Annotated in this window: 17 protein-coding genes; 8 read left to right on the forward strand and 9 right to left on the reverse strand. The window is 38.3% G+C overall.

Annotated elements, in window-relative coordinates:
• Positions 1–109 precede the first annotated feature (109 nt).
• A complete protein-coding gene (locus WAO84_RS00430) occupies positions 110–3,142 on the forward strand; it encodes a hypothetical protein (RefSeq protein WP_340063040.1) in 3,033 nt (1,010 codons plus the stop codon).
• Here WAO84_RS00430 and WAO84_RS00435 read toward each other — a convergent pair.
• On the reverse strand, positions 3,117–4,745 hold the full coding sequence (locus WAO84_RS00435) for an acyl-CoA carboxylase subunit beta (RefSeq protein ID WP_340063442.1): 1,629 nt from the start codon (positions 4,743–4,745) through the stop codon (positions 3,117–3,119). The two genes, WAO84_RS00430 and WAO84_RS00435, sit on opposite strands and share 26 nt — an antisense overlap.
• A 108-nt stretch (positions 4,746–4,853) precedes the next feature.
• Here WAO84_RS00435 and WAO84_RS00440 point away from each other — a divergent pair, with 108 nt between their 5' ends.
• Together WAO84_RS00440 and ettA are read left to right on the forward strand one after the other, a co-directional pair.
• A complete protein-coding gene (locus WAO84_RS00440; protein WP_340063041.1) occupies positions 4,854–5,030 on the forward strand; it encodes a CAL67264 family membrane protein in 177 nt (58 codons plus the stop codon).
• Between the two features lie 25 nt (positions 5,031–5,055).
• On the forward strand, positions 5,056–6,750 hold the full coding sequence (gene ettA, locus WAO84_RS00445) for an energy-dependent translational throttle protein EttA (protein ID WP_340063042.1): 1,695 nt from the start codon (positions 5,056–5,058) through the stop codon (positions 6,748–6,750).
• A 62-nt stretch (positions 6,751–6,812) separates the two neighbouring features.
• On the opposite strand, the gene WAO84_RS00450 is transcribed toward ettA, so the two are convergent.
• Positions 6,813–7,547: an MBL fold metallo-hydrolase gene (locus tag WAO84_RS00450; protein ID WP_340063043.1), complete on the reverse strand. Its 735-nt coding sequence runs from the start codon at positions 7,545–7,547 to the stop codon at positions 6,813–6,815.
• 133 nt (positions 7,548–7,680) lie between these two features.
• Here WAO84_RS00450 and WAO84_RS00455 point away from each other — a divergent pair, with 133 nt between their 5' ends.
• The gene (locus tag WAO84_RS00455; RefSeq protein ID WP_340063044.1) at positions 7,681–9,873 is read left to right on the forward strand and encodes a tetratricopeptide repeat-containing hybrid sensor histidine kinase/response regulator; all 2,193 of its coding nucleotides are present in this window, start codon (positions 7,681–7,683) and stop codon (positions 9,871–9,873) included.
• Between the two features lie 225 nt (positions 9,874–10,098).
• Positions 10,099–12,309 (forward strand): tetratricopeptide repeat-containing hybrid sensor histidine kinase/response regulator, encoded by a 2,211-nt coding sequence (locus WAO84_RS00460; protein WP_340063045.1) that lies wholly within the window; start codon positions 10,099–10,101, stop codon positions 12,307–12,309.
• Between the two features lie 110 nt (positions 12,310–12,419).
• Here WAO84_RS00460 and WAO84_RS00465 read toward each other — a convergent pair whose 3' ends face one another.
• On the reverse strand, positions 12,420–13,445 hold the full coding sequence (locus WAO84_RS00465; RefSeq protein WP_340063046.1) for a formimidoylglutamase: 1,026 nt from the start codon (positions 13,443–13,445) through the stop codon (positions 12,420–12,422).
• Between the two features lie 117 nt (positions 13,446–13,562).
• On the opposite strand from WAO84_RS00465, the gene WAO84_RS00470 reads away from it, so the two are divergent.
• Positions 13,563–14,453, forward strand: coding sequence for a hypothetical protein (locus tag WAO84_RS00470; protein WP_340063047.1), 891 nt, complete (start codon positions 13,563–13,565; stop codon positions 14,451–14,453).
• A 45-nt stretch (positions 14,454–14,498) separates the two neighbouring features.
• On the opposite strand, the gene hutI is transcribed toward WAO84_RS00470, so the two are convergent.
• On the reverse strand, positions 14,499–15,737 hold the full coding sequence (hutI, locus tag WAO84_RS00475) for an imidazolonepropionase (RefSeq protein ID WP_340063048.1): 1,239 nt from the start codon (positions 15,735–15,737) through the stop codon (positions 14,499–14,501).
• 76 nt (positions 15,738–15,813) lie between these two features.
• On the reverse strand, positions 15,814–17,211 hold the full coding sequence (gene fumC / locus WAO84_RS00480; protein WP_340063049.1) for a class II fumarate hydratase: 1,398 nt from the start codon (positions 17,209–17,211) through the stop codon (positions 15,814–15,816).
• 197 nt (positions 17,212–17,408) lie between these two features.
• Here fumC and WAO84_RS00485 point away from each other — a divergent pair, with 197 nt between their 5' ends.
• Positions 17,409–17,582: a hypothetical protein gene (locus WAO84_RS00485; protein ID WP_340063050.1), complete on the forward strand. Its 174-nt coding sequence runs from the start codon at positions 17,409–17,411 to the stop codon at positions 17,580–17,582.
• A 25-nt stretch (positions 17,583–17,607) separates the two neighbouring features.
• Here WAO84_RS00485 and WAO84_RS00490 read toward each other — a convergent pair whose 3' ends face one another.
• The 4 genes from WAO84_RS00490 to prfB form a co-directional block, all read right to left on the reverse strand.
• Positions 17,608–20,079 carry a TonB-dependent receptor gene (locus tag WAO84_RS00490; protein WP_340063051.1) on the reverse strand — a complete coding sequence of 824 codons (2,472 nt, stop codon included), beginning with the start codon at positions 20,077–20,079 and terminating at the stop codon, positions 17,608–17,610.
• A 23-nt stretch (positions 20,080–20,102) separates the two neighbouring features.
• Positions 20,103–20,498, reverse strand: a complete 396-nt coding sequence (locus WAO84_RS00495; RefSeq protein ID WP_340063052.1) for a hypothetical protein — start codon at positions 20,496–20,498, stop codon at positions 20,103–20,105.
• Positions 20,499–20,622: 124 nt separating this feature from the next.
• The gene (gene arsC, locus WAO84_RS00500) at positions 20,623–20,964 is read right to left on the reverse strand and encodes an arsenate reductase (glutaredoxin) (protein ID WP_340063053.1); all 342 of its coding nucleotides are present in this window, start codon (positions 20,962–20,964) and stop codon (positions 20,623–20,625) included.
• A 31-nt stretch (positions 20,965–20,995) separates the two neighbouring features.
• Positions 20,996–22,097, reverse strand: a protein-coding gene (gene prfB / locus WAO84_RS00505; protein WP_340063054.1) for a peptide chain release factor 2 whose coding sequence is annotated in 2 segments (ribosomal slippage) — positions 20,996–22,033 and positions 22,035–22,097 — 1,101 coding nt in all. Because the reading frame shifts where the segments join, the coding sequence is not laid out codon by codon here.
• Positions 22,098–22,189: 92 nt separating this feature from the next.
• On the opposite strand from prfB, the gene WAO84_RS00510 reads away from it, so the two are divergent.
• Positions 22,190–24,583, forward strand: coding sequence for a zinc-dependent metalloprotease (locus WAO84_RS00510; protein ID WP_340063055.1), 2,394 nt, complete (start codon positions 22,190–22,192; stop codon positions 24,581–24,583).

A 24,583-nucleotide genomic window follows, 5' to 3' on the forward strand; every position in this document is an offset into this window, starting at 1 on the left:
TCATCATAATATTTTCTAATTTAGCGAATAAATTATATAAAATACCAGTAAAAGGGGATGTTTTTCCAGTAATTTTTTTATCAGATTTGTACGACTTAATTTATACGTTTTGAAAACCAGGAGATTTTTAAAAAACAACGGCTTATACATTATTTTTGGTATTGCTACTCTTAGTATGCTTTTGGTAGCAGGTAAATTTTATATCAATGAGTATTTGGCACATCCGCAGTTTACCCATTACACACATTTACAAGGCTGTTTTGATAAAATAGAGGAGGAAGGTAAAGCAGGTATGTTTTATACTTTTTTTATGGTTGATTTTATTTGGGCTTTTTTGTTACTCACTTCAGGGTATAAACTCATTTGTTTTATGAACCGTGAAAAGAAGCGATATATTCCCATGTGGTATCTATGTGTAGCCATACCGGCGTATCTCTTTGATACGCTGGAGAACATTTCTTATCTCTTGCTTAGTAACCACATTTTATTTCCGCTGGAAACGCTTGCTTCCTGGAAAATGATTTTTTATATTTTAACTGGTATCGTGTTCTTATATCACCTTTATAAAAGCTTTTTAAGCACCATTATTTCCAGTGTATTCTTCTTTCTAAAAACATCTGTTTTTAGTTTGCTTATTATCCTTGTGATTGTGGTTTTAATAACTTTTATTGACCAGGGAGGGACTATAATAGTTGCTATGTTCTCACAGCCTCTCCAGTTATTGCTAACGCTGGTATTATTAAAATTTTTAGTTGTTATTGTTTCTCATTATCCTATTTATATGCAGATATGGGGAAAGGTAAAAGGTACTTTTCAACCTGATGGCATTCGTTTGAAAATGTACAAAAAAGCAAAAGTGATCTTAGGTTTCGGGATCATTTATTTTATCCCCGGGAAAAACAATAATTATGATCCGGAGGTAACCAGATTTTTGAGAAGGAGCCTGGGTATTTTGTTGTATATGGCTATGTTTCATGTATTTCTGTTCATCGCGAACCGATATTTTGAATGGAATATCTCTAAAACTCTAGGTATAACACTTTTAATTACGATTATCTGGCTTGTTCTTTATTATAAGCTGGAACACCTTAGAAACAGGTTTGTAGATATCCTTTTCGACAAAGGTAGGAGTCATTCAACCAGGCAATGGGCCGCAAAACATATTGCAAAATTGGTGAAGTGGTCACCTTTGATTTTTTTGTTAACTGTTTTCAGTTTGCTATTACTTATCCTATGGGTGTACCTAAGACCGGGATGGAGTGAGACGCATGTACTGGCAACTCTTTTTGTTTTACTTGTAAATATCCTTAACTATACTAATTTCAGACTATCGAGAGCATTTTTAAGATATGTGTTTTATTCCGAAGCACTTAAACAGAGTAATCCAAACTTGATTGACCCTGAAATACAAACCTTGTTTTCTCCCTTCTCGCCTTCATACCGATTTTTTGACAAATGGGTAGTTAGTATAGGTCAGAAAATAGCTTTTTTAAGTGATAACAGAAAGTACCTTAATTTTATGAGAGTTGGCGGGCTTTTTTCATTGACACTGTTGTTGTTTATAAATCTTTTTCCGTTACAGGGGTATATGTTTAACCCTCTGAATGTCATACTACTGTATATTATTTTTTATTATTCAATGGTTATTATTTTACTCAAACATATTCTTTATTACAGTAAAACTTTAATAATTAATGAAGAGCCTTTCCGTTTTTTCAAAAGTTATAGAAACCTTTTCAAGTATTTTTTCCCTATTTTAATGGTTGTTGCTGTTTTTTGGGTAGGGTATAGTACCTCTAAAGGAAACGATCTGCATCTTTTACAGCCTATTCCCGAAGCGAAAAAGCTGGTAAAAACAGAAGAGTTTTTGAAAGCGTATCGTTCCCATTCTTCTAAAGAACTTCCGTATTCGTTTTTAGTGGCCTCCTATGGAGGAGGGTTAAAGGCGAACTTATGGAATCTTCTTGTTTTTCAGGAACTCACGCAAAACCCTCACTTTTTGTTTAATACCCTTTGCTTTTCAGGAGTATCGGGAGGTGCTGTTGGCATTGGCAACTATTTTCAGATACATTATAATAAAAAATATACTGAAACACGTTTGGAAGCTATTACTAAAATAGGAGAATCAAACCTGTTATCTACAGAAATTGCGTATTTACTCGGGGGCGATTTTATGAGAGAACTCATACCGGGAGATTCTCTTTTTTATGGAAAGGACCGATCGTATTTTTCAATGCAACAGCATGCCGGGTTCACCGGTTTTGAAGAGAATTATCAGAGATATACCTATCGGGAATGGTGGTCACAACGGTTTCGGGAAAATGCATACGTTCCGGCTCTTATCATAAATACTACATCTACGAAAGGTAAACAGGGAATTGCCCTCTCTTTATTTAATGAAGAAATAGAAGAAGTAGTTCCGGCTGCAGATGATATTCTTAGCCTGGCCAATTCTACCCGGTCAATCTCTTACTACAATGCTATCTCGGCATCCAACCGGTTCCCTATTCTTAGCCCGGCAGCCAAGATATTTGGAAAAGGGTATTATCTTGACGGAGGGTATTTTGAGAATTCGGGATTATTAAGTGCTATGGAATTCTACGATTATTTGTTTAAGGAAGCAAGTACCGACCATGCTGAGAAAATCCCGGTTTTTATCAATGTTATTAATTCGGAAGAGTATTACATACTTGAAAAAATAAAAGCCTGGGGAGTAGAGCTCGATGCACAAGACGGCTTAGATGCCGGAGAGTTAAAGTCTATTTTAAAAACACTGGTCTCTACTGAAAAATTACCAAGATACGTTACGAGTAAGGCAAAAGATAAAGGGCGCGTTATTAAAATAATGATGCCTCATAAAATAAAATATGAAAAAGTAAAAACGTTATTGGGAGGAACCCCCATAAACCCCTTCAAGCTTATGGATAGCATTGAGGTACATAATAATCGCATAGATGAAGTTTTGAGTAAGTATGACGATTATGAGTTTGACCAATGGGGTGTAGTAACCCCTCCTTTATCGCGCTTATTGGGTGCCGAAGCAACTGAGTATCAAAAGGCAATGATATACCGGCACCCTGAAGTAAGGGAACAACTTTTAAAAATACATGAGTATTTTAAACCTGTAAAACCCCTGGATTAAAGGGTTTTTCAATAGGTGCATGATTGGCTGCTTCTATTCCCATAGAGATCCATTTTCTTGTATCCAGCGGATCTATAATAGCATCTGTCCATAAACGTGAAGCCGCATAATAAGGGGATACCTGAGTGTCATATCGAGATTTTATACGTGAAAACAACTCATCTTCCTGGGTCTTACTTATTTCTTCTCCTTTTTTCTTTAAGGAGGCCTTTTCTATTTGAAGTAAGACTTTAGCTGCCTGGGCACCTCCCATAACCGCGAGCTCGGCACTGGGCCACGCAAAAATAAGTCGGGGGTCGTATGCTTTCCCGCACATGGCATAATTTCCGGCACCATAGCTGTTGCCTATAATTACGGTAAATTTTGGTACTACTGAATTGCTTACGGCATTCACCATTTTTGCACCATCTTTTATAATGCCTCCGTGTTCAGATTTACTGCCTACCATAAATCCGGTAACATCCTGAAGAAAAACAAGGGGTATCTTTTTCTGATTACAATTGGCAATAAAGCGGGTAGCTTTATCGGCAGAGTCTGAATAAATAACACCTCCAAATTGCATTTCCCCTTTTTTGGTTTTCACTACTTTACGCTGATTGGCCACAATACCCACAGCCCATCCATCAATACGTGCATAACCCGTAATTAGGGTTTGTCCGTAACCTTTCTTGTATTCCTGGAACTCTGAATTATCTACCAGCCTTTCAATGATCGCATTCATATCGTATTGATCGGATCTTGATTTTGGCAGAATACCAAAAAGCTCATTTTGTTCTTTGGCCGGTTTTTGAGAAGATACACGATTAAAACCCGCTTTTGTAAAGTCGCCCGTTTTGTCCATAATACCTTTTATGGTGTTAAGGGCATCTTTATCACTTTTGGCCTTATAATCGGTAACCCCGCTTATTTCACAATGCGTAGTGGCACCTCCCAGAGTTTCGTTATCTATAGTTTCTCCTATAGCTGCTTTTACCAGATAGCTGCCTGCGAGAAAAATGCTTCCGGTTTTATCTACTATAAGTGCTTCATCACTCATAATAGGGAGGTAGGCCCCACCGGCCACACAACTTCCCATAACTGCGGCTATTTGAATAATTCCGAGACTGCTCATCACAGCATTATTGCGAAAAATGCGTCCAAAATGTTCTTTATCCGGGAATATTTCATCCTGCATGGGTAAATATACTCCTGCACTGTCAACCAGGTAAATAATGGGCAGCCTGTTTTCCATGGCAATTTCCTGTGCTCTCAGATTTTTTTTACCTGTAATGGGAAACCAGGCGCCGGCCTTTACCGTAGCATCATTGGCAACTACCACACACTGTTTTCCACTTACGTACCCTATAACTACCACCACTCCTCCCGAAGGACAACCTCCATGCTCTTCATACATACCTTCACCTGCAAAAGCACCTATTTCAATACGTTGGCCACCTTTATCTAGCAAAAAGTCAATACGTTCGCGGGCGGTCATTTTACCTTCTTTGTGTAATTTGGCAATACGTTTTTCACCACCCCCTTTTTTGACATTAACCAGTTTGCGTTTCAGTTCTGATAGCAGGAGCTTATTGTGATCTTCGTTTTTGTTGAAGTTGATATCCATAAGGTTTTCAAAATTTGCGCTAAAATACGAAATCGAAATCATTAGGTTTGCCTAATATTTTTATAAATTGTGCGATATTTGCCGTACATAAAACAGACGCTTATGGGCATGAATAAAAATACGGTATTAGCATATGCAACCTTAATAATGGTGGTTATGGGGTTTATTCTCATAGCTCTTGGAATCTTTAGATACAGTGAGATATCCGGAATTGGATTTGGAGCGGTAGGGGTTGGTTTTTTAGCTATAGCCTGGGTGTTTAATGCCCTAAAAGGAAGAGTTTAACTTTGTAATAATTAATATAGAAAAAATGTCAGACGATAAGAAGGTTATCTTCTCAATGAATAAGGTTTCAAAAACCTATCAAAGTACAAACAAGCAGGTTCTTAAAGATATCTATCTCAGTTTTTTTTACGGTGCCAAAATAGGGATATTAGGGCTTAACGGCTCGGGTAAATCTACATTGCTGCGTATCATTGCCGGAGTAGAAAAGAACTTTCAGGGAGATGTAGTATTTGCCCCCGGTTATTCAGTAGGATATCTGGAGCAGGAACCTAAGTTAGATGAAAACAAAACAGTATTAGAAGTAGTAAAAGAAGGAGTTGCCGAGGTAACGGCTGTTTTAGACGAATACCATAAAATAAATGATATGTTTGGTCTGCCGGAAGTATATGAAGACCCCGATAAGATGCAAAAGCTTATGGATCGGCAGGCAGAGTTACAGGATAAAATAGATGCTACCAATGCGTGGGAACTGGACACCAAACTGGAAATAGCAATGGATGCACTGCGAACTCCGGAGCCAGATACTCCCATAAATACCCTTTCAGGAGGAGAGCGCAGACGGGTAGCTCTTTGCAGGCTTCTTTTAAAACAACCCGATGTCTTATTACTGGATGAGCCTACCAACCATTTAGATGCAGAGTCTGTTTTATGGCTTGAACAGCATTTGCAACAATACAGCGGTACCGTAATTGCCGTAACGCACGACCGTTACTTTCTTGATAATGTGGCTGGCTGGATATTAGAACTGGACAGGGGAGAGGGAATTCCATGGAAAGGAAACTATTCATCATGGCTGGATCAAAAATCAAAACGACTGGAGCAGGAAGAGAAGCAGGCAAGTAAAAGAAGAAAAACGCTGCAAAGGGAACTGGAATGGGTGAGAATGGCTCCTAAAGGCAGACAGGCTAAACAAAAAGCGCGTCTCAATAATTATGACAAATTGCTTAACGAAGACCAGAAACAGTTGGATGAAAAACTGGAGATATACATTCCTAACGGCCCCAGGTTAGGTACCAATGTAATAGAGGCAAAAGGAGTAGCCAAGGCTTTTGGAGACAAGTTACTTTATGAAGATCTTAATTTTAGCTTACCACAAAACGGAATTGTAGGTATTATAGGCCCCAATGGTGCTGGTAAAACCACTATTTTTAAAATGATCATGGGTGAAGAAACCCCAGACAAAGGAAGCTTTTCAGTAGGTGAAACAGTAAAAATTGCCTACGTAGATCAAAGTCATAAAAATATTGATACCGATAAATCGATATGGGAAAATTTCTGTGATGGTCAGGAACTCATTATGATGGGAGGCAGACAGGTTAATTCAAGAGCCTATTTAAGCCGATTTAACTTTTCAGGAAGCGAGCAAAACAAAAAAGTATCTGCACTCTCAGGAGGAGAAAGGAACCGTTTGCACCTGGCAATGACCTTAAAGGAAGAAGGAAATGTACTTTTACTGGATGAGCCTACCAACGACCTTGATGTAAATACCTTAAGAGCCCTGGAAGAAGGGCTGGATAACTTTGCCGGTTGTGCTGTGGTGATCTCGCACGATCGCTGGTTCCTGGATAGAATATGTACTCATATCCTGGCTTTTGAAGGAGATTCACAGGTGTATTTCTTTGAAGGGAGCTTTTCAGATTATGAAGAAAACAAACGTAAAAGGCTAGGTGCAGACCTTACACCTAAACGGATCAAGTACAAAAAACTTATTAGAGATTAATAATAGTGAATACTTTTTGTAAAAGTTTGAAGTACCCCTGATTTAAAACAGGGGTTTTTATTTTATTCAGGGTACCAATTAAGAAGACGTACTTCTACACCGGGATTTTTATCATTTACCAGTTGCTTAAAAAGAGCGATATCGCTCATTCCGGGTTTACCCCTGTAGTGATAAGGGTACACGACTTTGGGGCCAAATTCTGCAACGGCATCGGCAGCTTGGTGAATATTCATGGTATAAGGAAGGTTCATACATACCAAAGCAATATCTATATTTTTTAGGGCCCTCATTTCAGGAATATCTTCCGTGTCGCCACTTACATAAATGCGTTTCCCGTTTATAGTAAGTACGTACCCGTTCCCACGACCTTTGGGATGTCTGGAAGTAGTATCCTCCGGGAGATTATACATAGGAACGGCCTTTACCGTAATTCCTTTTAAAAGTGTCTGTTCCCCATTTTGAAGTATAGTTAAATTTGTTTTATACTGTTCGGGTAACCTTTCGGCCACAGCTTCTGGAACTACAAAATGAACTCCTTCGGTATTCAGTTTTGAAAGTGTTTTTGTATTGAGATGGTCTCCATGAATATCGGTTATAAAAATAATATCTGCCTTTCCGTGTTTTTCAAGGTTTTTACCCTCACCGTGAGGATCAAAATAAATAGTATGGTCAGGGCTTTTTAATACAAAAGTAGCATGAAGAACAGGGATAACTTCCGGAGAGCCGGTTTCCCTTGATGTAGTTTGTGATGATACAGTATTTATAAAAGCTACCAGTACTACAAATAACCTTTTCATTTCGTTTGGAGATAATAAGTGTTGTAAATGCTTTAAATATAGTCTTTTTACCCTATATTGTGTTTATTATTAGTGTAAAAATCGCACGGAAATGATCTAATTTTTTTAATTTGCAAAACCAAATCTGTAAATTTTGAAATTAGCCAGGATACATACATGGTTCGCTATCCTTATCTCCTTTGTCTCCTACTCACAGGAGGTATCTCCTCTTCAGGATAGTATAAAAAACATATTAAATAAATCTTATGAGGCACAGGAGGCTTATAATGTAAAGGAATCTATTGAATATGCCAATCAGGCTATAGAGCTTTCCAAGAAAATTGATAATACGTATTTTCAATATCATGCATACAATGCTATAGGCATTAATTTTGAGATGATCTCAGACTACAAACGTGCTGAAAAGAATTATCAGAAAGCACTGGATCTGGCATTGGAATTAAAAAATGACACTCTACTGGGCTGGTCCTATAATAACCTGGGCAATGTATATTCAGACGGGTACAAAGATAAAAAGCTGGGTATAGAGTTTTATAACAAAGCACTTGAGTATGCTGTCAAGTTTAAAGATGATTTTGAGGTATCTATTCCTAATTTAAACATTGGCTGGACTTATATTGATAATAATGAATATGAGAAAGCTTTGCCCTATCTGTCTGAGGTAAAAAAATATGCATTTAGTGAGCAAAATACAGATGAACTCTCTAAAATACAAGTTAACTATTTACTAGGGCGTTACTATAAAGGAATAGGTGATGTGCAACAGGCTGAAAGTTACTTTGAAAAAGCTGCTGTTCTGGGTGAAAATGAATCTGCCTATCTCGAACTGGCAGATATCTACAAACACCAGTCAGAACTTTACGAGAAAACAGGCAAAACATACAAGGCTTTTGAGGCTCTTAAGGCATATAATTTTAATAAAGGCAAAGTAATTGATAAGGAGCTGGTTAAACAATTGGAAATTGCAAAGGCCATGTTTGATGTAGATGAATACAGGCGCGACCTCGCCAGTGCAGAAGCTGAAAAAAAAGTGCAGGCAGCAATTGCAAAACGCTCCAATATAATTACACTGGTCGCCGTGATCGTAGCAGTGGTTTTAATGGTTTTATTAACAGCCCTTTTCAAAAACTACAAAGAGAAAAATACGCTTAGTTCTATATTAAGGGCACAAAACGAAGCGCTTGAAAAATCTAAAGAAGAAGCAGAAAAGCTATCGCAGATCAAATCTCAATTTATATCTACGGTAAGTCATGAATTACGAACCCCTCTGTACGGGGTAGTGGGCTTAACCACTTTACTTATGGAAGAAAGCACCTTGTCTGATAAAGAAAATGAATATCTGAGGTCGCTTAAGTTTTCGGGAGATTATTTGTTAAATCTAATAAATGATGTTCTTCAACTTAGTAAGATAGAATCTAACAAATTGAAACTTGAAGAAACCAGGTTCAACATCGAAACGCTTGCCAATAGTATTATAAAATCATTTGAATTTCAGTTAGAACAGGCAAATACTACCATTCATCTGGAAATAGACGAAACCATTCCTTATATACTTAAAGGTGACACGGTAAGGCTCTCACAGGTACTTATCAATTTAATAGGGAACTCTATCAAATTTACGAGAAATGGTGATATCTGGCTGCGAATACGTCACAACCATACTACAGATAAGAATGTAAACCTTCACTTTGAAATAGAGGACACCGGAATAGGAATACCTAAAACCCAACAGCAGGAGATCTTTGAAAATTTTTCTCAGTTAGATCGTGACAATGGTGATTTTCAGGGTACGGGTCTCGGGCTTTCCATTGTTAAAAAACTAATAAACCTTTTTGGTGGAGAGATCCATCTTGAAAGTGAAACAGGAAAGGGAGCTAAGTTTAGCTTTGATATCAATTTCAAGCAGGCCAAAATTGGTAAGGGAGTAGAGAAAGATGATGTTGAGGTTGAGAATATTCATGTCAACAATCGTATTCTTATTGTAGAAGACAATAAGATCAATCAAATTGTTACTCAAAACATATTGAAAAAAGAAAGTTTCGAGACTTTTGTAGTGGATAATGGTTTTTCGGCGATAGAAGCGATAAGGAGCCAAAAGTTTGATTTGGTACTTATGGATCTCAATATGCCTAAAATGAATGGTTTTGAAGCCACTAAAAAAATCAGGGAATTTGATAAAAAAACACCTATTATAGCTTTAACGGCTGCTTCTATTGAAGAAGTAAAAGCTAAACTCCAAAAATCCGGCATGGATGATATCATAAATAAACCATATGATACGCAAGAATTCTACCAGGTTATATTGAGAAATATAAACAAAAGCTAAAAATGAGTTTTGCGTTTTTGGGTTACATAGTTGTAAAGAAAAAATCATTTTTTTTGGCCTCTGTAATTAACGTATAGTAACATTACTTCCAAGAAATTAATCACTTTATCGTCTAATTGCCCAAAAAATTTTTTAAGTGCTTATTAATGCTTAAAATTATCACGGTTATAGTTCAGAGAATTGAAAAATTTCTTCATTTCAATAGTTTTTTTTGCTAGCTGTTTTATGGTTAGAGGACAGGAAAAAGATCCCTCTATTAAAGACAGCCTATACCTCTTTTTTGCTAAATCTGAAAAGCTTAGAGAAAAATATCAATATACGGCATCTTCCGAAAGTGCCATAGAAGTTATTCGTCTTGCCAGACAAATAAATGATTTTTACTATTTGAGTCTGGGGCATAATTTAATAGGAATAAACTACGAATCGTTAGGAGCTTTCAATGAAGCGGAGAAAAATTACAATAGAGCCCTGGATTATGCCCGGCTTATAAATAATGATACATTAATTGGCCGAGCATATAATAATCTTGGTAATATTTATTTTGTTCGTGATCGTAATCTGGAAAAGAGTAATAGTTTTTATTTTAAATCCCGATCGGTTGCTATACGACAAAAAGATACCGCAGAAATATTAATCCCTACTCTTAATCTGGCATGGAATTATCTGGAAGTAAATGATCCTGACAATGCTTTAAATTACTTAAGAGAGGCCGACACCTACTTTACTTCTTATAACAACCCGGCTTCTTGTCTTTTTATGGGACTTCTATACGGCAATTACTATACACAACAGGGTAATTATAATGAGGCCGTTAAAAAGTATGATGAGTCATTGCGGCAGTCGGTAAACAGCACTGCATTTAATGAAATAGCAGATGTGTACCTGGCAAAATCAAAAGCATTGGAGTCTTTGGGTTACGACTCAGAAGCTGCTAATGCGCGTAATTCACACAAAGTTTATAAAAGTAAAGTACACCCGGGATTTTCTATAGGTACTATAGATGATATGGCAGATATAGAAATGGCCTTATCTCAAACAGAAGCCATAGATACCATAAGTGAAGAACTGGCATCTCTTGAATCGATACCATCAGGGAGTGAAGAGAAAAGTTTCTTTTCCCGAAACCTACATTGGTTTCTATATCCGTTTCTCATATTGTTATTTACAGGTATCCTTTTATTTATTATTTACCGTAATCGTAAATCTGAAATGAAACTTACCGAATTATTAAATACCCGAAACGAGCACCTGGAAGCTGCTAAAGAAGAAGCAGAAAAGTTATCTCGACTCAAGTCTCAGTTTATTTCTACCGTAAGCCATGAATTACGTACTCCTTTATACGGTGTGGTAGGACTTACCTCTTTATTACTGGAAGAGAACAATTTGTCTTCTCAGGAGAACCAATATCTCAAATCACTTAAGTTTTCAGGAGATTATTTACTAAATCTGATTAATGATATACTCAACCTAAGCAAAATAGAATCCAACAAGGTCTCCTTTGAGAAAACACCTTTTAACATACGGGAGCTGGTAGAAGATGTTATTAGTTCATTCAGGTTCCAGTTGGATCAAAAGAACAACAAAATACATTTATATATTGATAAGAAGGTGCCTTCCCACCTAAAAGGGGATGGGGTGCCACTTTCTCAGGTACTTATCAATCTTATTGGAAATGCCGTGAAATTTACTTCGTACGGCAATATATGGGTCTTTCTGAAACTGATCTCTCTTGAAGATGATGTGGCATCTATAAACTTCATAGTCAAAGATGATGGCCCTGGCATACCTAAAGAAAAACACACTGAAATTTTTGAAAACTTCTCTCAGTTAGATCGGGAAAACAACCATTATCAGGGTACCGGTTTAGGGCTTGCCATTGTCAAGAAGCTTATAGATCTTATGGAAGGCGATATCAAACTTACCAGTGCCGAAGGCGAAGGTGCTGCCTTTAGTTTTACACTCAAATTTGAGGTGCTTGAAGAAACCAATGAAAGTATAGAAACAGGTAAGTTTGACAAAGATATTCTCAGAGAAAATATATTTGGAAAAGGTTATAAAGTCCTTATTGTTGAAGATAATAAAATTAACCAGATTGTCACAAAAAATATACTTTTACGGGAGAATTTTGAATGCGAGGTAGTAGATAATGGCCTCACTGCTATTGAGTACGCTAAAAATGAGAAGTACGATCTAATTCTCATGGATCTTAATATGCCGCTTATGAGTGGTATTGAGGCCTCTACCAAGATACGGGAATTTGATAAAACAACTCCTATTGTAGCACTTACGGCCGTTGAGATTGAAGATGTAAAAGAAGATATTGCAAAAGCAGGCATTAATGATATTATTAATAAGCCATTTGACAAGAGTGAGTTCTACAAAATAATTCTTCGTAACATCAGTAACAATAAAAATAAAGAAACGGTTTCAAAGTAAGGCAGAACGCGCCAGGAGGCTTTTACCTTCAAGCATATTTATAGTGCATAATACGTTTAGTAGTATTGTAAACATATTGCTTTTTACCCATGTACTGATTAAAATGTAAACTATTTTCGGGTAAAATCACATACAATGTAACTTATTAGTTTGCCGATCATGGATAACTGAAGCTCACTGTTGGGGTCTGGTGCTGCTTCACAGACATGAAGATATTTTACATTTTTATTCTTACCCAAAGTGTACACCATATGTCTGGTTTGTTCCAGAGTAAGTCCGGAAGGGCTCATGGCGCTGCTGGGTACATTTTGAATAACATCACAATCTACTTCGATACCAAAATAATTTTTAGCTATAAAATCCTGTATGATATTTATCTGATAAGGGATCCCTTTTGTGCGCTTAACTTCCAATTCCTCATAACTGGTGTAGCGAATATTATCTTTTTCCTTTTCAATAACATCAAAAACAGCTTTAGAGGTATAGCTTTCGTGCAATCCGAAGATAAAATATTTTTTCAAGAAACCTTCATAATATGCATAAGAGAAACCATTACCGCTATGTCGCCCTTCACGCGGCCTGAAATCTGTATGCGCATCGAGATTGAGTACATTCAGGGGTTGGTTAAGAGCCAGTGCACATCCTTTTATAATACCATAACTGTTATTGTGTCCTCCCCCAATAATTACAGGTATCTTTCCGGCTTGTACAATAATATGAACCAGGTAGGTAACCTGTTTATCTATTTCCTGGGTAATTTCCCGGGCATATTGTATGTAATCCTGTTGTGCTTTCTCCATTTGTTCCAACTGCTCCAGTTCCTTCTGAAAATCGAGATAGCCTAATAAAAATAGTTTATTACCCTTGTTAAGATCGTTATGCTGAACATTAAGAAGGGTTCGCATAGTGGCTTCCCAGGCAAAGCGGGCACCTTTTTTTCCAAAGTTACCAATTACTCCTGCATCTTCCGGAATTCCAAGGATAACATATTTCGTTTTAGAAGCCAATAACTGGTCTTCAATTGAAGATTGAGTGTTAAAAAGGGATATTTTTTCACCGAGTTTTAACTCTCCTTTTCTTACCCTTATATACGCGGCAATGTCTTTTCTGGTGTACGTTTTAAGGCGATTTTGCATAGATACTTAACAATTATGCATTTAAAAAAAAATACCTTTGTAAATCTAAAAAACTAATTTTAACCGTATATACTCTGAACGCATAAATTTTATAGCGCTGAACTAAATAAATTTATTATGACTGAAACTAAAAACAACAATGGATTAAAAGTAGTTGCGGTATTACTCGGTGTAGTACTGGCCGGAACTCTGTTCTATACAGCAAGTCTCTATAAAGACAAAAAAGAGACCACTGCACGTTTAACAGATGAAAAAAACTTTGTTATTGAAGACCTTAATAACCTTAAAGCAGACTATGACCGTGCCATTGAGGAAAGCGAAACCACTAATCAAGAGCTTTTAGAAGCCAGAAACCGAATTGGACAATATATTGACTCGGTTAAAACTATGAAAGCTGATATTTCTGCCCTTTACCGATACAGAAAGCAGGTAAGACTTTTGGAAAAAGAGCGCGAGTTTCTAATGGCTCAAAACGATTCTCTTAGAAAATCAAATACATTAATTGCCATGGAGCGTGACAGTACCATGGTAGCACTTCAAAATCAGACTATTGTATCTGATTCACTGGTAGAACAAAACACACAATTGGCAAAAGTGGTAGAACTGGGAGCAGCATTGAGCTTATCAAAGTTCTCTATTGATGCGGTACGTGAAAGATCTAGCGGAAAACTGGTCTCTACCTCCAGAGCGGGTCGTGCTGATAAAATAAAAATATGCTATACTGTGGCCGGCAACAAAATTGCGCTTAGCGGAGATCGTCAGTTCTTCATTCAGGTGAAAGACCCGGCAGGAAACATACTAGGTGAAAATGGCGTTGCTACCAAAGAAGAAGACGGTACTTCAGTTACTTATAGTAAGGTTTCCAATTTTTTCTATGAAAACTCTTCTTTAGACGTATGTGACTACGTGAATAAATCAGGTGACAGCTTTGCCAAAGGTACCTATGAAGTTAGGGTTTATGATGCAAAACTCAATGAGTTAAGTAATTCTACTTTTATATTGAAATAAAGCTCACCATATTAATTTTGAAACGCCCTTTTCAGGGCGTTTTTTTTATACGGGCTTTCCGTTAAGTATCATTTTTTCAACCGGATTGCTCCCAAATGCATATGGAATGTGTGCAAGCCCTGGTATTTTTTTAGTGATTATAATATTAGCTTTTTTTCCTTTGGTAATACTACCGTGTGTAGCATGCAGCCCCATGGCATACGCTCCATTAATGGTAGCTGCGTTAATAGCTTCTTCAGGGGTCATTTTCATTTTTATACAAGCCAGGGCTACTACCAGGTTCATGTTACCCGAAGGGGAAGATCCGGGATTGAGGTCAGAAGCCAGTGCCAAAGGAATATCTCTTTCCAAAAGCCTTCTGGCGGGGGTATAGGGTATTCCTAAAAAAAAAGAGCATCCGGGCAGGGCTACCGGCATGGTAGAGGAGTTTTCTAAGGCGGCAAGATCATCATCGTTAATAAGCTCCAAATGATCTACCGTTAGAGCAGAATGCTTTACCGCAGAAGCGACCCCGCCCAAAATTGTAAACTGGTTTACATGTATTTTTGGTAGTAAACCATAGTGTGCTGAAGCCTCTAGCAGGCGTTCTGTATCTTTTACTGAAAAATACCCTTTTTCACAAAAAATATCTACATAATCAGCCAGATTTTCTTCTGCAACCAAAGGAAGCATTTCGTTAATAACAACATCGAGATATCGGGAAGAAGACCCGTTATACTTTTCGGGAATAGCATGCGCTCCCAGAAAAGTACACTTCACGGTAACAGGATGGTGTTTTTTGAGTCGTTGTATTACCCGAAGCATTTTTAGTTCACTTTCCGTGGTTAGTCCGTAACCGCTTTTTATCTCAATAGCCCCTGTACCTAAAGTACATATTTCATGAAGCCTGGGCAGAGATTCCTGGTACAACACTTCTTCTGGGGTTTCTCTCAGTTTTTTGGCAGAATTAAGAATACCACCTCCTTTGGCTGCTATTTCCTCGTAAGAGAGCCCTTTTATACGGTTTACAAATTCAGTTTCCCGGTTACCGGCATATACCAGGTGTGAATGGCTGTCACACCAGGCTGGTAATACAATACTCCCTTTACAATCTATAACTTCTGTGTTTTTGTCGGGAACCGGACAGTGAGCCATCGGACCGTATTCTTTAATAACATCGTTCTCTACAGAGAGAAAAGCATTTTCTAAAACAGGGAGTGTCCCCATTTCCTTTCCTTTTAAAAAAAGGATAGTTTCTTCACGCACCTGCGCTAATTCGCGTATATTGGTTAAGAGCAATTTCATTTTGTAACTGTAAAAGTAATGAAAACCAGATATAAAAAACGCCGGAAAATTTCCGGCGTTTTCTATGGTTGTTACTTTATTTAAGTGTGCCTACCATATCTGCGGGTCGTACCCATTCATCAAATTGTTCTTCGGTAAGGTGGCCTAATCGTACGGCTTCTTCTTTTAGTGTGGTACCATTGGCATGGGCTGCGTTTGCTATTTCGGCAGCTTTGTAATACCCTATTTTAGTATTAAGTGCAGTAACCAGCATAAGACTGCTTGATACCAACTGCTCTATTCTTTTTAGATTAGGTTCGATACCTTTTGCGCAGTGTTCTTCAAAACTTACACAGGCATCGCCTAGTAGCCTTGCAGATTCCAGGAGGTTCACAGCCATCATTGGTTTAAAGACATTAAGTTCGTAATGTCCCTGAGTGCCTCCCACCGTAATTGCCACATCATTACCCATTACCTGGGCACAAACCATAGTAAGGGCCTCGCATTGAGTGGGGTTTACTTTCCCGGGCATAATAGAACTTCCCGGTTCGTTAGCAGGAATTAAAAGTTCTCCTATCCCGCTTCTGGGGCCGGAGGCCATCATCCTGATATCATTAGCAATCTTATTGAGCGAAACGGCCAGTTGTTTTAAGGCCCCGTGCGTTTCTACCAGGGCATCATGAGCAGCAAGGGCTTCAAACTTATTGTCTGCTGTTTTAAAAGGCAATTCTGTAAAGCGTGCAATAAATTCTGCCACCCGCTTGGCATATCCTTTGGGTGTATTTATACCTGTTCCTACGGCTGTACCGCCCAGGGCAAGCTCAGATAAATGCTCCAGGGTATTATTAAGCGCGGTGAGGCCATGGTCAAGTTGTGATACGTACCCTGAAAACTCCTGTCCCAGAGTGAGCGGGGTAGCATCCATAAGGTGTGTTCTTCCAATTTTAACAATATTCCGAAAACTTTCAGATTTCTGTCGTAAAGTATCTCGTAGCCGGGTTATTCCGGGAATGGTATTTTCAACGATCATTTTATAAGCTGCAATGTGCATGGCAGTTGGAAATGTATCGTTAGACGATTGTGATTTATTCACATCATCATTAGGCTGTAAGGCTTTGTCACCCTCTCCTATAGTATGCCCTGCTAGTTCGTGACCTCTGTTGGCAATTACTTCATTAACATTCATGTTACTTTGTGTTCCCGAACCAGTTTGCCAGACAACCAGAGGAAACTGGTCATCGTGCTTTCCTTCGAGTATCTCATCACAGGCCTTAGCAATTAGATCTCTTTTTTCAATAGGCAATGCACCCAATTCACAGTTGGTATAAGCCGCAGCTTTTTTTAAATATGCAAATGCGTAAATTATCTCCAGAGGCATAGAACCGGGAGCTCCTATTTTAAAATTATTTCTTGAACGTTCTGTCTGGGCACCCCACAGTTTATGGGCAGGGACTTTTACTTCACCCATAGTGTCTTTTTCTATTCTGTATTCCATAATGATCTCAACAATTAATAAGCGCGTACAAATTTACTGTTTTACACATTAACGCGATCATTTTGAATGTGCTTTTTTAAACAGGGTACTTTTCTAAAAAATCAGGAAAGCTCTACGTATATAAAATTTGAAAGTATCTATGAAAAATGGATTTTATGCGGTATCTTTGAAATTGAATTCGAAAACTTCCGGAAATTATGTTTGAATTTGATCAGTATTTAGGTTTCTTGTCTTTCCTCACCATTTTGACCATTGGTTTTTGGTTAATGATCTTTTTATTAACCTTTATGATCCCTTATTGGTTAGGTGGTGCTTTGATGGAAATGCTCAAGGAGCGCAGAGAAGCCAAAAGAGCTGCAATGAATGAATAAAAAAGAAGCCCGAGGGCTTCTTTTTTTATCCTTCAAATTCAAAATCATCGTTCGAATTTCTTTGTGAACGACGGTTCCGTTCATTTTTCTTCTGGTTAAAGCGATAGGTGAAAGTAACATTAAGTGTTCGTACTCTCCATTGAAATTCACTGTAAATCAAAGTATTTGGTGTGAAAACATCAGAACGTCGTTTTCTGGAATTAAAAATATCATTAACACTGAGGGCCAACGTTGCTTTATCTTTAAACAGGTCTTTGCTAAATGCGAGGTCTGTAGAAAATATTCCCTGATTTTCTGCCTGTGCAGTTTCGGTAGGCCCTATGTAGAATATACGGGTTTGCCAGTTCACTTTTCCCGGTAGTGTATAATTGTGATTAAAGCGTATAAACCAACTCAGATTATCAGCATCAAAATTCTGTCCGTTAAAATCTCCTCGTACCTGCTGTTGAAAAAAGTTAAAGTTACCGTTCATTCTCCAATTTTTACTGCGATTATAAGTGAGAGTGAACTCAAAACCATAACGATCGTTAGTTGAAAGGTTTACGGGGGTTCGTCTTAGTACAGGTACTTCTACTACCTGACTATCAGGATTGTCCGGGTCACCGCTTATAACAACTGTTTCTCCGGTCTCTTCTGTGATAAAGTTAAAAGCCTGGGTTTCCCGTTGATAGTAAATGGAGCCATTTAAGGTAAACTTCGTCCAGCGTTTTAGATACCCCAGGTCTATGATATTGGAATAACTGGGGTCAAGATCGGGATTTCCCTGGAAAAGGTTGGTAGCACTGGAACGTGAAGGGAAAGGGTTTATGAATCGTGATCTTGGCCTTCGTAAACGCCTGTTATACCCTAAGGTTACATTTTCGGTTTGACTAAACTCATAAGAAAGGTTTATAGTTGGGAAAAAATCGGTGTAATCTTTTGAATTCAGATCTGCAGTTGTAATCTGATTGATACCAATATCTGAGTCTTCCATGCGGAGCCCCAGTAAGTATGAAAATTTTTCACCTATTTTACTGCCAAATTGTGCATACAGGGCATTTACGTATTCTCTGTAATTTAGCGCATTGGTTAGATCGGGATCGGGAACCAGTGTGTTTTCGTCATTCTCAAACGCAACTTCATAGTCGGTGGTCAGGTCCAAAAATGTACCCCGATACCCAAATTCAAACTGACTGTTTTCTCCCAGTGGTAGCACGTAGTCAAACTGTAGCAGAGTGTTTTTCTGGTCTTCGAGTGTAATAACGCTTTCTCTTTGCACATCGCCTACGGGAAAAACTTCCGAATCAACAATGAGAGACCTTTCATCTTCAGAACTGTTTTCATGTTGAAAATCAAAAGTGAGACGATGCCCGTCCTTTTTAAAATTCTTACTGTAATTTAATGAGAATTGCTTGGTAACATCATCTTCATTTTCAGGATCAAACCTTCGGGTACGGCTGGTAAGTGCCCGGTTCTCGTCAAAATTACGGATGCTGTTTACGGTTTCGCTAAGATTGTCACTTTTACGGTAAAAGAAACTGGCCACCAGCGATGAAGATTTATTAATGAGATACTCTACGCCTATATTAGAATTGAACCCTTTTCTGGTACGGTCAAAATCACGGTTTTCGAGGGTAAAAGTACTGGGCTCGTCTTCATTAAGGTATTCGGTATCAGTAAACGAGTTACCGGGAATCTCTCTGTAGATATAAGCAGTACTGGTAAAAAAATTAAACTTGTTAACGCGGTAATTAAGGTTTACTGAGGCACCGGCTTGTGTAGGGACCCCTGCATTAAGGGTAACAGAGCCATTAACTCCCTGGAGTTTGCTTGTTTTCAGGATGATGTTAAGTATTCCTGCGGTACCTTCTGCATCGTATCGGGCAGAAGGTGCGGTAATTACTTCAACTTTCTCAATAGCATCTGCCGGTAGCTGTTGCAGAGCTTCGGTCCCGTTCAAACCTACAAGAGCAGAAGGCCTTCCGTTTATAAGAATACGCACATTGTCATTACCCCTGAGTGCCACGTTCCCTTCGGCATCAACTGATACCCCAGGAACGTTATCCAGAACATCGGTTACTGAACCTCCCAAAGCTGTGAGGTCTTTCCCCACATTGTATATTCTTTTATCGAGTTTTACTTCCATTTGCGTTTTTTCTCCTTTCACAACTACTTCTTCCAATTGTTGGGTGTCTTGTGCTAATGTGATTGTTCCCAGAGAACCAGAACGGTTTAAGGTACGAGCTTTAATAATTTCTGTTTGGAAAGAAATGTATTCAATCTTAATATCATATACACCGGGAACCACGTCAATGGTAAACTCCCCATTTTCATTAGTGATGGCACCGGTAAGGAGGTTTTGTCGTGTAACGTGTTGAAGACTTATGGTAGCAAACTCTAAAGGGGCGCCTGTAATTTCTTCAGTTACTTTTCCGGTAATAGTTATTGTGTTATTTTGAGCAGTTGTAGTAATTACTGTGAATAGAGTTGACAAGATTGTCAAAAAAAGATATTTCATAGGGAGGGCTTAAACCGGATTTATTAGTTATTTCTTCTTCTTTTATTCTTTCCAAGAGCTCTGTTGGAGCGTTCTTTACTTTGTAGCTCTTTGAATTTTAAAAGTTGTTCTTCATTAAGGTAAGCAGCCAGTTCTTCATGTTGTTCTTTCATTACCAAAGCAAAGGCTTCTCTTTTTTCTTTTCGGTCGCCTTCACTGGTTTGAATTTCTTTTATTTTTTTACCATACTTTTCAAAACTGCTTCTTAAAAGTGCTTTTTGAAGATCATCCAGTTGTAGTGTATTAACGTACTTTTCAACTTTTCTTTCCAGCAATTGTTCTTCTGAGAACCCCGGTGGAGGAGAAGGGGTTTGTGCGTTGGCCTGTATGGCTAATAAAACACAGAACAAGGCCCAAAAGGCTTGTAGTTTCCATTTCATCTAACTATAATTACTAAAGATTTATTGAGGTTATGACCACGAAAGTAAACTAAGGTTTAAACGGTTTCAGTTAAACCTATGTTAAAAAACAAAAAAGCCGGCTTGATAAGGCCGGCTTTTTGTGTTAAAGTATAGAATTTATCTTTTCAGGAGGTCGTCCTATAACGGCATTTTGGCCATTTACTACAATAGGCCGCTCAATAAGTTTTGGGTGTTCAAGCATGATAGAAATAAGCTCTTCATCGTTGAGAAGTTTCCCTTTAAACTGCTCTTTCCAAATAACTTCATTTTTTCTGATAAGGTGTTCTGGCTTTAGGTCCAAACACCGCAATACTTCTCTCAATTCTTTTTCTGAGGGGGTATCTTCAAGGTATTTGATTACTTCAAACTTTTTTCCTGATTTTTCCAGAATATCAAGTCCTTCTCTTGATTTCCGGCATCTCGGGTTGTGATATATTTTGATCATTTTTAGTGTGTGTTTAAAATACGATGTATCGTTAATCTTCTTCTACTTTTTGTCCCATCATCATGAGATATGCTTTTAGAAACTCATCGAGATCTCCATTCATTACTCCTTCCACATTCGTACTTTCAAAGCCGGTACGTACATCTTTCACCAATTTATAGGGGTGCATCACGTAATTACGTATTTGCGATCCCCATTCAATTTTCATTTTACCGGCTTCGATCTCCTCTCTTTTCGCCTGTCTTTTCTTAAGCTCTATCTCATATAATTGCGATTTTAAGAGTTGCATGGCTTTGGTTTTATTATCCAGTTGTGAGCGGGTTTCTGAATTCTCAATGATAATTCCTGTGGGATGGTGGCGCAAACGTACTGCGGTTTCTACTTTATTTACGTTTTGACCGCCTGCACCGCTTGCCCTCATGGTCTCAAAAGTAATATCGGCCGGATTGATATCGACTTCAATGCTGTCATCGGCCAAAGGATATACATATACAGAAGCAAATGAAGTATGCCTCTTGGCATTACTGTCAAAAGGTGATATTCTTACGAGCCTGTGTACCCCGTTTTCACCTTTGAGGTATCCAAATGCATAATCGCCTTCGATCTCAAGCGTTACTGTTTTTATACCTGCCACATCTCCCTCCTGATAATTCAGTTCTTTAATTTTGAACTTTTGGTTTTCACACCACATTATATACATACGCATAAGCATAGAGGCCCAGTCACAACTTTCGGTACCTCCGGCACCGGCAGTAATTTGTAATACGGCACTCATGCTATCACCTTCATCAGAAAGCATGTTCCTGAACTCAATGTTTTCTATATGTTGTTGTGCAGCAATAAATTGAGTCTTCACTTCCTGCTCACTAGCATCTCCTTCTTTAAAAAATTGAAAGAGTACTTCCAGATCTTCTACCAGGGTTTTGGCTTTTTCAAAGTCCTCTATCCAGCGTTTTTTGCCACGTAAAGACTGCATGATCTTTTCAGCCTCTTTGGGTTGGTTCCAGAAGTCGGGAGCAAGTGTTTTCTCTTCTTCATTACTTATTTCAATGAGCTTGGCATCTATGTCAAAGATACCTCCTCAACGCGCCAAGGCGTTCCAAAAGATCTTTTACCTGATCTGTTGTTACCATATTCCTGATTTTTGTACAAAAATAATATAACGGGAAGGGGAGAAAAACAATTTTGCATAAATTTATACGCATTTCAAAAAATACTATCATCTATGAAAAAAGTACTTACCTTTTTACTAGTACTCACTTTTTTTGTTACAAACGCCCAGATAACCGGTAAAAAGAACCTGAAAACATATACGGGGTTTTTTAATTTTCATTATGATCCCGATCAGGACAGGATATATCTTGAGGTTACCGATACCGATAAAGAATTCCTGTACGTATATTCTCTTAGCAATGGCATAGGGAGTAACGATATAGGCCTTGACCGTGGTCAGTTGGGAAACGAGCAGGTTGTTAAATTCAAAAGGTCAGGTAATAAACTATTGCTAATTCAGCCCAATCTTCAATATCGGGCCATAACTGATAATGAACTGGAAAAGAAATCAGTAGAGCAGGCATTTGCAAGGTCGGTTTTATACGGTTTTACAATAAAGGAAGAAAAGGGAGAAAAGCTTTTCATTGATATTACCGATTTTTTAATGGAGGATTATCATGGTGTTTCTAAAAAACTGGCTTCGAGTGATCAGGGAACGTATGCGATAGATAAGAATCGCAGTGCACTTGCTCTGGAGCGAACCCGCGCATTTCCAAAAAATGTAGAGTTTGAAGCACTGGTTACTTTCAAGGGGCAAGCAAAAGGAAGCCAGATAAGGTCTGTAGTGCCTAATGCTGACTTCATATCTGTAGTAATGCACCATTCTTTTATAGAATTGCCTGATGCAGGGTTCACTCCCAGAGAATATGATCCCCGGTGTGGTTCATATCCGTTTAGTTATTATGATTATGCGTCTCCCGTTCATGAACCTATTGTGAAAAAGTTTATTCCCCGACACCGATTGGAGAAAAAAGATCCGAATGCCGAAGTAAGTGAGGCAGTAGAACCTATAATTTATTATCTGGATAATGGAACCCCCGAACCTGTGCGTTCGGCATTGCTTGAAGGAGGACGCTGGTGGGACCAGGCTTTTGAGGCTATAGGGTATAAAAATGCTTTTCAGGTTAAAATATTACCAGATGATGCCGACCCGCTGGATGTGCGTTACAATGTGATACAATGGGTACACCGTTCAACAAGAGGGTGGAGCTATGGAGCCTCTGTTACTGACCCCAGAACGGGAGAGATCATTAAAGGACATGTAAGTCTGGGTAGTTTGAGAATACGACAGGATTTTTTAATTGCTCAGGCACTTATGAATGCGCCGTTTAAAGAGGGTGATGACCGTCATGAGGCCATGCTTGAACTGGCAATTGCCCGTATCAGGCAATTATCGGCCCATGAAATAGGACATACACTGGGGTTTGCACATAATTTTGCAGCCAGTACCAATAATAGGGCTTCGGTTATGGATTATCCGCATCCAAAATTTTCGGTAACCGGAAATACGATCAATTTTAGTGAGGCGTATGATACCGGTATTGGTGAGTGGGATAAAGTAACCGTGGCGTATGCATATCAGTCTTTTCCCAAAAACAAAGACGAGCGTAAAGAGCTTAACAAAATATTATCTGATGCATATGAAAAAGGGCTTCGCTATATTTCAGATCAGGATGCGCGTCCTCAGGGGAGCTCGCATGCATACGCTCACTTATGGGACAATGGGAAAGATGTAACCGAAGAACTGTTTAATGTATTACGCATACGTGAAGTAGCTATCAATAATTTTTCTGAACATAATATCAGGTCCAATGAACCATATTCCGTACTGGAAGATGTGTTTGTACCTCTTTATTTTTTTCATCGTTATCAAACAGAGGCTGTAGCTAAACTCGTAGCAGGACAGGATTACAATTACACAGTGAAGGGAGATAACCAGTTACGGGTAAAAGCAGTTGACAGAAAAATACAGGAACAGGCATTGCAGTCACTTTTGAAAACACTGGACCCGAAAGTATTGGCTATTCCAGAAGATAAATTAAGCCTTTTTCCTCCCAGAGCTATGGGATATGGGCGCACAAGAGAATCATTTAAAGGGAAAACCGGTGTTGCTTTTGACGCATTAAGTGCGGCAGAAACAGCTAGTGAAATGACACTGAGGCTGTTGTTACATCCGCATAGGGCTTCCAGACTCGTGCAACAGGTTTCACTTGACAAGAACCAGCTAACATTGCAGGAAGTATTAAATCAGCTTATTGAAAAAACCATTAAAGCAAAACCTGAAAAAGGGTATGTCGGTGAAGTACAAAAAATAATAAACTACAGTGTATTACAACATATTATGAAATTAGGAGCACAAAAAAACATGTATCCTCAGGTCGAAGCGATTATTATTTTTGAAATGATGAAATTAAAAACCTGGCTCGATGCCAGTTCAATAGACCCTAACGCAATTTATATGTCAAAACAAATAAAAAGTTTTCTTGATAAGCCCAAAGATTTTAAAGCAGAACCTGCCCCTAAAATTCCGGATGGCTCTCCTATAGGAATGTATTGTTATGAATAA

Source organism: Ascidiimonas aurantiaca (assembly GCF_037646345.1).
Taxonomy (GTDB): Bacteria; Bacteroidota; Bacteroidia; order Flavobacteriales; family Flavobacteriaceae; genus Ascidiimonas; species Ascidiimonas aurantiaca.

Excerpts from the sequence above, each read along its gene's own strand:
- WAO84_RS00435 (WP_340063442.1), bottom strand. The coding sequence starts at position 4,745 with ATGGATATCAACTTCAACAAAAACGAAGATCACAATAAGCTCCTGCTA.
- WAO84_RS00440 (WP_340063041.1), top strand. The coding sequence starts at position 4,854 with ATGAATAAAAATACGGTATTAGCATATGCAACCTTAATAATGGTGGTT.
- ettA (WP_340063042.1), top strand. The coding sequence starts at position 5,056 with ATGTCAGACGATAAGAAGGTTATCTTCTCAATGAATAAGGTTTCAAAA.
- WAO84_RS00450 (WP_340063043.1), bottom strand. The coding sequence starts at position 7,547 with ATGAAAAGGTTATTTGTAGTACTGGTAGCTTTTATAAATACTGTATCA.
- WAO84_RS00460 (WP_340063045.1), top strand. The coding sequence starts at position 10,099 with ATGGTTAGAGGACAGGAAAAAGATCCCTCTATTAAAGACAGCCTATAC.
- WAO84_RS00465 (WP_340063046.1), bottom strand. The coding sequence starts at position 13,445 with ATGCAAAATCGCCTTAAAACGTACACCAGAAAAGACATTGCCGCGTAT.
- WAO84_RS00470 (WP_340063047.1), top strand. The coding sequence starts at position 13,563 with ATGACTGAAACTAAAAACAACAATGGATTAAAAGTAGTTGCGGTATTA.
- hutI (WP_340063048.1), bottom strand. The coding sequence starts at position 15,737 with ATGAAATTGCTCTTAACCAATATACGCGAATTAGCGCAGGTGCGTGAA.
- fumC (WP_340063049.1), bottom strand. The coding sequence starts at position 17,211 with ATGGAATACAGAATAGAAAAAGACACTATGGGTGAAGTAAAAGTCCCT.
- WAO84_RS00485 (WP_340063050.1), top strand. The coding sequence starts at position 17,409 with ATGTTTGAATTTGATCAGTATTTAGGTTTCTTGTCTTTCCTCACCATT.
- WAO84_RS00490 (WP_340063051.1), bottom strand. The coding sequence starts at position 20,079 with ATGAAATATCTTTTTTTGACAATCTTGTCAACTCTATTCACAGTAATT.
- WAO84_RS00495 (WP_340063052.1), bottom strand. The coding sequence starts at position 20,498 with ATGAAATGGAAACTACAAGCCTTTTGGGCCTTGTTCTGTGTTTTATTA.
- arsC (WP_340063053.1), bottom strand. The coding sequence starts at position 20,964 with ATGATCAAAATATATCACAACCCGAGATGCCGGAAATCAAGAGAAGGA.
- WAO84_RS00510 (WP_340063055.1), top strand. The coding sequence starts at position 22,190 with ATGAAAAAAGTACTTACCTTTTTACTAGTACTCACTTTTTTTGTTACA.